Source organism: Bacteroides sp. AM54-2NS (assembly GCF_003602935.1).
Classification (GTDB): Bacteria; Bacteroidota; Bacteroidia; order Bacteroidales; family Bacteroidaceae; genus Bacteroides; species Bacteroides xylanisolvens.
This window is the reverse complement of record NZ_QTMZ01000081.1, coordinates 1-12,338: the sequence shown is the minus strand read 5'-3', so window position 1 is coordinate 12,338 and position 12,338 is coordinate 1. Positions and strand designations below refer to the sequence as shown.

General features: G+C 40.5%; 6 protein-coding genes and 1 pseudogene. All 7 read right to left on the bottom strand.

The window, feature by feature from the left end:
• Window positions 1-472 (bottom strand): DNA-binding protein (locus tag DXA05_RS24970; RefSeq protein WP_128859750.1); only part of this gene is annotated, 472 nt, incomplete at its 3' end.
• 193 nt (window positions 473-665) lie between these two features.
• Window positions 666-1,838 (bottom strand): RagB/SusD family nutrient uptake outer membrane protein, encoded by a 1,173-nt coding sequence (locus tag DXA05_RS24965; RefSeq protein ID WP_284515704.1) that lies wholly within the window; start codon window positions 1,836-1,838, stop codon window positions 666-668.
• Between the two features lie 5 nt (window positions 1,839-1,843).
• Window positions 1,844-5,215, bottom strand: coding sequence for a TonB-dependent receptor (locus tag DXA05_RS24960; protein WP_128859749.1), 3,372 nt, complete (start codon window positions 5,213-5,215; stop codon window positions 1,844-1,846).
• Between the two features lie 239 nt (window positions 5,216-5,454).
• Complete coding sequence (locus DXA05_RS24955; RefSeq protein WP_128859748.1) at window positions 5,455-6,462, bottom strand: FecR domain-containing protein; 1,008 nt, start codon at window positions 6,460-6,462, stop codon at window positions 5,455-5,457.
• Window positions 6,463-6,536: 74 nt separating this feature from the next.
• Window positions 6,537-7,124, bottom strand: coding sequence for an RNA polymerase sigma-70 factor (locus DXA05_RS24950; RefSeq protein ID WP_128859747.1), 588 nt, complete (start codon window positions 7,122-7,124; stop codon window positions 6,537-6,539).
• 366 nt (window positions 7,125-7,490) lie between these two features.
• The gene (locus tag DXA05_RS24945) at window positions 7,491-9,044 is read right to left on the bottom strand and encodes a SusD/RagB family nutrient-binding outer membrane lipoprotein (RefSeq protein ID WP_128859746.1); all 1,554 of its coding nucleotides are present in this window, start codon (window positions 9,042-9,044) and stop codon (window positions 7,491-7,493) included.
• A gap of 16 nt (window positions 9,045-9,060) precedes the next feature.
• Window positions 9,061-12,011: pseudogene (locus DXA05_RS24940) on the bottom strand (SusC/RagA family TonB-linked outer membrane protein).
• Window positions 12,012-12,338: the final 327 nt, after the last annotated feature.

The following is a 12,338-nucleotide window of genomic DNA, read 5'->3' as shown; positions in this document are numbered from 1 at the left end:
GTATATGAGCATACACGGTGCTGTCATCCAGATGAAATTTCTTGGAAATCTCACCTATTGTATAGCAATCCTCTGGTTCCATGCGGTACATGGTAACTGGTTTCCTTGGCTTGGTGTCAAGCGGAGACTGTCTTAACGGAAACAGATTCATTAGTTCTCCTTTGCATACAAGTCGTATTCCTTTCTCTGGCTCAATGAAGGAAATCTTTTTCATGTAGATGAGCCTATAAATGGTTGAGCGGCTTGCACCAAACATAGCATACGCTTCCGTTATGCTGATATACTCTTTAGACTTGGGCATATTGCTTACAATCTTGTCCAGTTCAAGTTGGCGTTTTTCTTCATCATGCTTACGCTTCCACGCCACTTTGGAGCATTTGGGTGAACAATACCAGGACTCCAAAGTCCTTGCGAAGAACTCTTCTCCGCACACAGGACATTTCCGTACTATCTTATACTTTGCTACTGCCATAATTCATTCATTTTGTAGTTCTTAATATCTATTCTTCTCATCATATCTACTTTTTCTTACAGGTACAAATAAGGTACAGATGTTTATAATAATAACGCAAAGATAGCAATATTATTGTGTACGGCCAAAAACAAGAAAAGCGTGTAACTCATTGAGCTACACGCTTTCCATTTGATATTGTATTCTTATTTCTCTATGTGCTTATTTCACTTCCTCTGAATTTGGCTCCCGGATAAAGTACGGTTCCCCACAACCGGGCATCTTTATTGGCAAAGGCATCTTCCGGCCGACTGTACATGATGTAATTTCCGGATTCATCCTTAACTTTGATTGTGCCGTCGCGGTTGTCCTTGTATTCAAATGCTTCTACCAGATTTAATACTGCGCCGGAATAACAACGTTCCTGATCTTCTGCTAGAGAAGCGGGAATATTCTTTTGTGTGAATCCATGGGTGGCTCCTGGATATGCATAATCTTTGGCCCAGATCACTTCATGATTATTCTCTTTGACACAGACTGCATTATAAAAATTCTGTCCCAGATCATTACGAATCGTTATGTCCAGGTTATAATAGGCAGAAGCTTGAGTTATCACTTCTTTGGCTGCTTCCAATGCTGTTTCGTAATATGGGGTAGCCATTTCCGCCGGAATACCGACTTCATTTCCTTCTGTGCGTATAGGAGCAACCATCTTATTATTGTAGTTGGCCAATGATCCTGCATAAACGGCAGCACGTGCCTTTAACATCAGGGCAGCCCAACGTGTGGCACGGGCGGCATTGGTGGTGGGCTTTGTAGGCAGGTAATCTGCGATAGTGGCACATTCATTGATGATATAATCGTAGACTTCTGATTCTTTGGAACGGGGAACAGCCAAACCTGAAACATCCATCCCTGCCTCATATTCGTATACGTTATCATTCACAATAGGTACACCGCCTAAACCTCTGCACATACTAAAATATGCCCAGGCGCGTAAGAAGCGAATTTCGCCTTCATATCGCAATTTCTCTGTAGATTCAAGTACGGTTGTAGCTCTTAATCCCGCCAGGAACTGATTTAAATTACGAATATATTTATATGGATAAACTCGCCATTGATTGTCACTGTATTCCTGCATGTTATCACGGCCACCATCAGTCACGCAACCGTCGTCCACTTTAGTAAAGCTGGCGGGAGTGGCAAAACTTTGTCCCCAATTCTCTGTATCTCCATAAAAACCGGCCAATACGGAGTTTATCATTTTAGCATCGCTGAAGATCTGGTCATTTGTCAATATCTGATCGGGATCACGATCTAAAAAATCAGAACAAGATCCTAATATCAAAGTTAAACCCAATAACAGGTATCCTTTTATATATTTCATTGCTTTTAGAATTTAAGTGTTAAACCCAGATTGATAATTCGCATACTCGGGTAAGCTGTTCCGTTACCGGCTGAAACTTCCGGATCGATAGGTACATTGGTGAGTGTAAACAGGTTCTGTCCGGCAAGATATAACCTTAGACTGTTAATTCTGCATTTTTGCAGCCACTCTTTGGGGAAGGTGTAACCAAATTCCAGATTACGCAGTTTTAAATAACGGACATTGTACTTCCAGAAAGAGCTATCCCAATAATTACTATGGTTATTGGCATTGTTTCCGATTAATAATGTCGGGTATTTGCCAGGAATCATTTCACTGTTTGCATCAAAGATATCAGATAGTCTCCATGTATCTTCCATGTAGTAAGCCGGGTTGTTTCCATTATTGTTAAATGGAATCTTTTGGATTAATGACGGATTCCAGGTAGACATTCCCGCACCGGAGAAATCCAATGCTAAATCGAAGCCTTTCCATGCGAATGCAAGGTTAAAACCGAAGTTCAGAACGGGTGTGGAGTCTTCTTTGTATCCGATGGGGCGTTTGTCCATATCGTTGATTATGCCATCCCCATTTTGGTCGACGTACTTGATATCACCCGGGCGTAATGTCGTATTTCCTTTCTGGTCATTGTCAATCGGCCACGACGCAATCTCTTCCCAACTTTGGAACTGGCCATCTGCCTCGTATGCCCAGTTGACATTCCCGAAACGGTGCCATGTAGAATTACGATATTCATCCCATGAATTACTGAACTTAGGATTATACTGCTCCCAGTTGTAGAAACGGGAATAGGTGAAATTGGCACTGATAGAATAGTGAAAGTCATTGACCTTATCACTCCAACGTGCAAGCAAATCATATCCGGTATGAACATTGGAATTGAGATTTTCCTTGGGACGCTCAAAGCCCACTTCTTCCGGAAGTAATACGTCGTCACGGGAAGCCGGAATACCGGTTTTGATACGTCTGAAGAAATCTACGCTTCCTGATAAACGGTTATTCAGGAAAGCAACGTCGAGACCAATGTCCAGAATTTTAGCCTTTGCCCATGAGAGCGTGGTAACAGGCAGGTTTCGCGGGGTAGTACCAATGATATAGGAACCGTCGATTACTCCTCCTCCCTGTTTGTAATCGTAACCTGTCATGTAGTCGAAAGCACTGTAGCCGTCAACGTTGTCATCTCCTACCAATCCATAAGATCCCCGTATCTTTAAATCGCTGAAAATAGAAGCTATTTTTGATTCCTTCCAGAAGTTTTCTTCTGATATTCTCCAGCCTAATGAGGCGGAAGGGAAGAACCCCCAGCGATGATTGGGCGGGAATTTCCATGAACCGTCATAGCGTGCAGAGAAGTCTATCAGATATTTGTTGGCGTAGTTGTAGTTGAAACGTCCCAGCCAGCCTAAACGTGCTTCCGTATTGTTGCCAGTATCTTCGTATTTGTCAATCGTATCATAATAGATCAGATGCAATGAGTTGGAAGCCGGGATGGCATGGAGCCAAGACTTTGGAGTGTCTCTTTTTATTGCTTCGAAACCAATTACCGCATTGATGGAATGTGCTCCGAATGCTTTTTCATAAGCCAGTTGAATGTTTGAAGTCAACTCTTCCACATAAGCATTCGTCCTTTCCCTCCAGGCACTGGCACGCCCACCTACATCTACATATTCGTCCGTTGCTTCGTCATATCTATAGACACGATAGGTATATTCTTGATTGTTAAGTAATTCGCTTGCAAAATAATATCCGGACAAAGCTTTGGCTTTAAGTCCTTTGATAATTTCATACTCTGCGTTCAGGTTTAATTGGGCCATTCGCCAAGTGTCTTCAAAGGTTCCGCTTTTCTCAAAATTCAATAATCCGAAGTTTAAGCCATTGTCAGAGCCTACTGATGCCGGATAGTTAGGATTGTCATTGGCAAACGGACGGACAGTCGGTAGATTGCGGTAGGTAGCTGCTGTCGGGTTTGAATAGTCGTCAGTTCCCGGTACACCCGGATTTTTCAGCTGTTTGATACGTCCGTTCATGTTCATGCCGATTTTGAATTTATCAGTGACCTGTGCTTCGACATTCATTTGTACGTTGTATCGTTTCATACCGCCATAATTGCGAATGGCAGATTCCTGATTCATGTGTCCGACACTGAAATAATAATTGATCTTGTCCGAACCTCCGGAAACATTGGCATTGACATAATATTGCGGAGAAGTCACCCAGATGTAATCATACCAGTTAAATGGCACATAGCCTTTTTCTGTACCTTGACGCCATTTCTCCAGATCTTCTTTACTATATAAACGGGACGTTTTTCCCTGAATTGTTTCAGACTGTATGTAATTCTCTACATACGTTACGGCGTCTGCCGGTTCCGGTAAGCGTGATACATGTTGCCAGCCATAATAAGTATTTAACGTCACAGTGCTCTTGGTGTTTTTCTTTCCTTTCTTGGTTGTTACAACAATGACCCCGTTTGCAGCCCGTACACCATAAATGGAAGCAGAGGCATCTTTCAAAATAGAAATGGATTCGATGTCATTAAAATCAATGTTGTTGAACTGACCTTCATCGGACTGCACGCCGTCAATCACAAATAAAGGTGTTCCCATATTACGGATTTGCAGGGTAGTGGCATTTCCCGGGCGACTGTCTGCAGATCTGTAGTTCAATCCGGCTACCTTTCCGACCAGTGCTCCGGAAGTGTTTACCGCTGAAGATCTGCTTATATCATCAGCTCCTACGGAGGTAATAGCTCCTGTCAGGGTAGCCTTCTTTTGAGCAAGGCCAAAGCCAGTCACTACGACTTCATTTAATAATTTAGTGTTTTCTGCCATTATGATTTTGACATTTGTCTTTCCGGAAACTACGGCCAGTTCCTTAGTCTCATATCCGATATAAGATACTTGCAGTTGTGATTGTACCGGAACTTTTTCTAAGGAGAAGTTACCGTCAATATCAGTGATGACCCCATTGGTAGTTCCTTTCACTAACACGTTTGCACCAATTATAGGATTGTCCGCAGTGTCTACTACACGTCCTGTTATGCTCTGTAATTTTGTCTGTTGTGAAGGCAGGTCGTCAGATAATACAATCTGGAAATTAGGCTTAATCAGATAACTGAATGGAGCCTGCGAAGAAAGGTCCTTTAAAACCTTTTCTATACTGCTATTCTGTGCTTCGAGAGAGACTGGCTTATTGAGATTAGCCAACTCTTCATTATAGAAGAAACGATATTCACTTACTTTTTCTATCTGTTTTATCACCTTCTTCAGAGGTTTGTCTTTCATGGTGAGAGTGATCTGCCCCATGACACTTAGACTACTTGATAAAAATATAATAATATATAATATTCGAGAAAAGAGATGCTTGATGTTACTCATTTTATAGGAAATTAATCATTAAACAATAAAAAAGATGTAACTTTACAAGCTGAAAATCGGGTGTATATACCCTCTGACACTGCCTTCCGCCAGTTGTCAGTATCAGAGTGAGTTTCCAAGGTCCGATTTAAGCTTAAAGGAGATAGTCCTGACCTTGTCAGGCTATCTTTTTTTATGTTCTACCGGAGCTATTTCATACGCATTGAATTTTAAAGGTTAATAATTGGGAATATATTGGGTTACCTATTGCCTAGTATTATGGTATCTCCACGAGTTTCATAAGTGATGGGAGAGGTTAGGCTAATCAGTTCGATTACATTATCCAGGCTATTGTTGCAGATCACTCCCGAGAAGCGATATTGCTTGATACGTTCGGATTTAAATGCTATTTGCACATTATACATCCTGTTAAGCAGTACGGCAATTTCTTCCAGTGTTTCTCCATTAAATACAAGATCGTTATTTCGCCACATTTTGGCATACGATGAATTGTCTAGTTTATGTATTGCCAGCTTGCCTGATCTTCGTTCGAATGTGGCATTTTCGTCAGGAGAAAGAATAACGTTATCTCTATCGGAAGAAACACGGACCGAACCGGAAAAAAGTGTTGCGATGATTTGAGAGTCTTCCCGGTAGGCTTTTACATTAAAAGTAGTTCCCAAAGCTTCTACATTCATTCCTGCCGTTTCTACAATAAATGGTTTCTCCTTATCCTTAGCTACTTCGAAATATGCTTCGCCTGTCAATGACACCACTCGTTGAGTGGCTCCATAATTCGCATTGTAATGCAGTTGGGTATATGAATTTAGCCAAACGACTGTACCGTCCGGTAAGGTAATATTTGCCCGTTGTCCTTTTCCTGTTTGGACAAGATAGCTCTTATCCGTTGCTGTGGGTTCTGTTTGAGAAACTGTATATAAATGACCTCCTATTCCTGCTATTATGATTAAAAGAATGACTGCTGCATACTGAAATAAACGCCTGATTCGCATTGTCCGTTTCTGCTTTCGTCTATTCAACTCTTGTACAGCATTATGCATTTGACTTTTGACCCGTTCAAACATACGTCCTTGTACTTCGGCAATGAGCTTGTTATTAGAGCCTTTCCAGGTTTCCTGATAATAGTTGGATAACTGCTCTTTTGCTTCCTGACTGTGGAGCCAGTCAGATAGTATTTGTTCTTCATCCGGAGAGGTTTCTCCCCGCATAAAACATTCTAATAATAATATATTCGTATTCTTCTCCATGGGCTTTTATTATGTATATCTCCATGGAGCCAAGAACCCTTACAGGGTGCAAAGATTTTACTCTGTATTTAACACTATTTAAAATTAGAAGAAAGAAAAAATAGAGCCAAAGCTACAATTTCATTGGCTAATTTAGAACGTAAGAAATGAAGGGCACGATATAATTGCGTTTCAACTGTTTTTTCTGACAAAGATAGTTGGGCGGCTATTTCTTTATTTGTCAGATGTTGTTTCCTGCTCATGAGGTAGATTTTCTTCCGTGAAGAGGGTAGCTGTTCTACCAGCTCGTCTATATATTCTTGTAGGGAGTCGGTGTCAACATCTATTTCAAAGTGCTTGTCGGCATCAGTTTGTTTGATTGAATCCAGAAAACGTTCCGAGAGCAGCCGTTTCTCTGTTTCTTTATATACCATGTTGCGTGCTATCGTAAAAAGATAGGCTTCAAAACCTTCTTCCGGTTTGATATCCTGATGTCTTTCCCAAATCTTCAGAAATACATTTTGAGTGAGGTCCTCTGCTAATATTTTATCATATAGAAGGGAATGAATAAAATGAAATACACGGGGATTATATTTCCAGAAAATAGTGTCGAAAGCCTTTTCGTCACCTTGCTGTAAGAGTGATAAAGTGTGTGTGTCTATTTTCTCTAAAAAATGATCCATATATTCAGTGTCTTCAATCCTTTTCAGAGGAAGTTTAAAGAGTTATCATTCAAAAGCTGCTCTGTTTATAGACGGAAATAAATACTCTTTTATATAAAAAAAGTATATGTAAATAAACCCGTAAACCATTGGCAAATATAAGGAACATTTTTTTATTTTGAATTACTTTTATAGAGAAAATGTGTTGGTCGGCAGGATGAATGAAAAGAGTATGTTCTATGAAATTACATGAAATAAGAAAGGGGGAGAGCGGGATTTTTGTATAAATAATAAAGGCTTTTATTATTATAATATAAGGAAATGAGACTGAATTCCCACCTTTCCCTTGGAGAATTCAGTCTCATTTATATGATTCAAGTCAATGGATTATCTGCTTCCGCCTGCCCACCAAACATTTTCACTATACACATATTGTCCGTTTCCGTATGCTGCTTTCACTTCGGCATTCGTTGTTGTGTCGCTATTGCCATAAGGACAACGTAATGGGAAGGAGTTCGGATTTTTTAGCTCAATAAAGTTTTCGCCTAGTCCTTTCATTCTGCGAACATCATTGTAAGATTCTGTCGCTTCTCCTGAAGCTCCCCATAATGCGAAGTATTTTTGAGTCATTGTTGTTTTCAGCGGTTCGGCTGTATATTTGGCTTCTACCGTATTATCAAAATAGCTTTCGGCTTCAGTATCTGTAATACTACTTGCCGGGTTGATGAGCGTTTTGCCCAATTCCTTTCTTGAAACGCTAAAGCTACTTTCTGCATTTAACAATCCGGCTACTACAGCATCTTTTAATGCACTTTTTGCATCACGTCCCAATCTGCATAGAGCTTCTGCTTCCAGGAACTTTAATTCATGATAGCTCAATAACAGTGTGGGTGCTGATATAGAATACATAAATAAAGAAGTCCCATACTTGGAAGTGCCTTGTTCCGGAGAACCGTTAGGCGCATATACGGCATTGTCAGCAGTTCCCGGGGCTTGTTCTTTTCCAGATGCACCTTGTTTAGTGATGAAAGCTCTGGACAGGCGTGGGTCGTTGTATTCTGCCAGTTTGCTTCTCATGCTTTCGCTCGCACCTAATCCGGCACGTGCCACAAAGAAACCGTAAAGCGGATTTATATTGTTGGCATCATATACGTCGAATGCTGCTTGCTCTTCTGCACTTTCGAAAGAGTTATCCACATATTCCAAAACCTTCTCCATGTCAGCGTCTTTGTTGGCAGATCTTTTAAGAAGGTGCATTGTGTAACGCGCTTTCAGACCATACGCCAACTTTAGCCATTTTTCAGCATCGCCCTGATATAACAAATCTTGAGCTCCCGGGTCTATCAGATCTTCTTTCTGCAAGTCTGCAATAGCATCGTCTAGGTATTGCATTGCTTGTGTATAGATCTCTTCTTGTTTATCCATTTTAGGAGTCAGGTAAACAGGAGAACCATTTTCGTCAACTAAGGCTGCCTGGCTGCATGGAGCATCTCCGAACATATCGGCTATCAATGCACAATTATAAGCAGCCAACACCTCTGCCATACCTTTGGTTGCAAAATTTCCATAATCTATTCCTCCCTCACTGCATTGATTGATGATGATACGGGCGGATTTCAATGTGGAATACAGACCATTCCATGTATTATTGAAAGTGGAGGATGAGGTCGGTTCGCTTTCTCTGGTTTCTGCGTAATACAATTGGTTGTCAACACCTACTTCATATTCAATGTAAGCAGATAGATAAGTATTGAAATCACCTCCTGCGTTAGAGAATGCGGTAGAGGTTATTACATCCGTCAGAATGAATCTTCCGGCCACGCTTTGCGTATGTCCGTGATCCTTATTGATTCTATCCATTGCATCTTCCGAACATCCGGAAAAGACAACTGATAAAACAGTAGCGGCAAAAATGCCTTTGATTATATTATATGTTTTCATCTTTCTTTTTAGCTAATTAGAATTTTACATTAAATCCAAAACCATAGCTGGCTGTTCCCGGAAGAGAGAAACGCTCGAATGCACCTCCCATATTGTCATTACCCTGTGAAGCTTCCGGATCGAAGCCTTTCATTTCAGACCAAACCAAAATGTTGCGGGCAAAAACATTAACGTTCACATTCAGCCATTTCTTTGAGAAAACCGGATAACTTACAGATAATTCACGCAATTTGATATAAGAATTATCATAAATGTAAGATTCGTCAATTGATCTTCTTCTGGTGAAATATGCTTGAGCATCTGTTACTTTTATATCATTGGGGGCATAGATTGAATTACCATCCGCATCTTTTCCTGTTTCTTTAACGGAGTTTTCCACAATGAATTCGGTATTACGCATATCACCAGATAATTTGCTCACACCGTAATAGTTCATTTCACCTGCGGTACCACTATACATCTGCCCTCCTTGTTTCCAGTCGAATACTGCAGAAATACGGAACTTGTACAATTCGATATTTGTATTGAAACCTAAACGGAAGTCAGGAGATACAGTTCCGATAACCGCATCTTCTCCCTGCATGGGAAGTCCGTTTTTGTCTACTACAATCTTGCCTTCGTCATTACGCATATAGCTTTTTCCATAGATCACAGGGAACTTGTCACCAATTCCGGCACGTACCTGCGGAGTTACAAATCCTCCTAACATAATACTTTCTACTCCTGGAGCCAATTCGTCTACGTAATTGTCGATTTTGGAGAAGTTGAAAGCGAAGTCGAGTTTGAAGTTTTTGGTATCTACCGGAGATACGCCCAATGTCAACTCGTGGGTATTTGTGTGGATTTTACCTCCATTCATTATCATACTTGAGGCTCCGGTTGAACCTGCCAAAGGAACTTCGAATATCTGATCTTTCACATTCTGACGTGAATAGGTATAATTCAAGGTTACCAGTCCGTTTAAGAAAGTAAGATCTGCTCCCAGTTCGTATGATTTTGTATTTTGTGGTTTTAAGTTAGGGTCATATACCTTATAATATGGAATGTAAGCCATTGCTCCATTAATTGGATAAACAATAGGATTTCCCATATAGAAGCCGCCACCATAAGACGGAGTATAATAATAACTTTGAGTATAATCACCGGCCATACCAACTTCTGCATAAGAAGCACGTATCTTACCGAAAGTCAATATGTTATTCTTCAGGGGAGCCAGTTCGGTGAAGATGAATCCTAATGACACTGAAGGATAAGTGAAAGAACGGTTGTCACGTGGCATGCTTGAAACAATATCGTTACGTATACTTCCACTTAGATAGAGCATGTTTTTCCATGCTACTGACAAGTTGGCGAAATTACCTACCGTTCGTTTCTTGTTGTATTGGCTTTCGTTGGAGAATACAGAAGCATTATTCAGATGATTCCATCCGGGGAAATTGAAATTCATGCTATATGCGTATTCATATTTTGTCTTTTTATCCACAAACTCATTACCAATCAATGCATCCAAGGTCCATTCTTCGTTGATATTCCATGTGTAAGCGGCAGTTAACAGTGAGTTTAATTCATTAACAGTGTAATGGTACTCTGAATCTTCACCTGTAGGTGCCCAAGTACTTCCATATCCGTAGATTTCTGAATAATTGGTAGTGTAAGCGTCATCACCGATCTGGTATTTAATATCCAGTTTGTGGTTGTCTGTTCCAAATTTAGTGGTGTATTTCACGAAAGCATTTCCGAAGAAACGTTGTGAACGTTCGGAGAACTGGTTATTGTCAACTGCCCAATATGCATCGTCGATCCAGCTGTCGCGATATGTATTTTGTGTGTAAGGGTCGCCTTCTATGTGAGAAGGAATACCGGCCATATTATAGCTGACGGGTGCATTATAGATCGTAGCAACCACACTGGTGTTGGCTGTAGACTGTTTGGAGATTTTTGAAGTCACAAAGTTTCCATTAAATCCGGTAGTCCAGTTAGGATGGAGTTGTGCTTCGGCAGACATTTTCACGTTATATCTATCCATACCGGTTGATGGAACGATACCATTACTGGTGGTGTTACCCAAAGAAAAGGAGTAGTTACCTTTGTCGAATCTCTGGGCTACATTGACGTTATTGCTCCAAGATACACCTGTTTCAAAAAAGTCCTTCATGTTGTTATATGCTTGTGGAGTAGCCACGGATTCATGCCGGCAGCTGCAAGCTGAGGAACATAGTATTTTCCGGACTGTTTACCATATTGGCTGGTGTAACTGTTGTCTGTATTTCCTCCGTAGGTAGGGTCGTTAGCTAATTCGGAAATCTTAGGACCCCATGCGAAAGGAGATGACGGATCGAAAGTACCGCCTGAACCTTGTGCATATTCTTGTTGCAATTCCGGAAGAGTTGAAATCTTATCAAAGGAAAGGTTGGTACTGAAAGTTATAGTAGGTTTCCCTTTATCTGCTCCTTTACCACTTTTGGTAGTGATAACGATAACACCATTGGAAGCTCTCATACCATACAAAGCAGAAGCGGCTTGTCCCTTTAATATATTGATACTTTCTATATCATTAGGGTCAATGTCGACAGCACGGTTAGCATAGTCCGTTCCATACGCTCCATCGGTAAGAGAAGTGCTCACATCTGCGGTAGAAGCGATAGGCATGCCATCAATTACATACAACGGAGTATTGTCTCCAGTGAAAGAACGAGAACCGCGAATCGTAATCTTTGAAGAAGCACCCGGCATACCTGATGATGGGGTGATGTCAATACCTGATACTTTTCCTTGTAAGGCTCCCGCTAAATCTGTATTAGCAGCACGTGTCAACGCATCCGATTTGACATCTTGTACGGCATATCCCAATGCTTTCTTTTCGCGTGAAATACCCATAGCGGTAACTACTACTTCGTCTAGCTTTTGGGCGTCAGCCTTTAATACAACTCTCAAATTTGGTTTAATAGCCACTTCTTGTGTTTGCATTCCGATATACGAAATCTGCAAAGTCTTTGCAGAACTAAATACAACTATAATATATTGATTACTAACAATATATATATGATGTTTGCTTTCCTTCGGGAATAAATCTTTTGTTGTAGTTATTATGCAGATTATCAATATATTAAGCACCTACCAAACATGTTAATTTACTTATTTATGATACCAGATTTCTATCAAAAATAGGACATAACCATCTATTAATTAATTGTTTAAGTTCTTATCTTATATGATACCAGATTTCTATCAAAAATAGGACATAACCATCTATTAATTAATTGTTTAAGTTCTTATCTTATATGATGTAAGCTA

What these genes read in the sequence shown, in the direction of transcription:
- DXA05_RS24965 (WP_284515704.1), bottom strand. Translation starts at nt 1,838, where the DNA reads ATGAAATATATAAAAGGATACCTGTTATTGGGTTTAACTTTGATATTA.
- DXA05_RS24960 (WP_128859749.1), bottom strand. Translation starts at nt 5,215, where the DNA reads ATGAGTAACATCAAGCATCTCTTTTCTCGAATATTATATATTATTATA.
- DXA05_RS24955 (WP_128859748.1), bottom strand. Translation starts at nt 6,462, where the DNA reads ATGGAGAAGAATACGAATATATTATTATTAGAATGTTTTATGCGGGGA.
- DXA05_RS24950 (WP_128859747.1), bottom strand. Translation starts at nt 7,124, where the DNA reads ATGGATCATTTTTTAGAGAAAATAGACACACACACTTTATCACTCTTA.
- DXA05_RS24945 (WP_128859746.1), bottom strand. Translation starts at nt 9,044, where the DNA reads ATGAAAACATATAATATAATCAAAGGCATTTTTGCCGCTACTGTTTTA.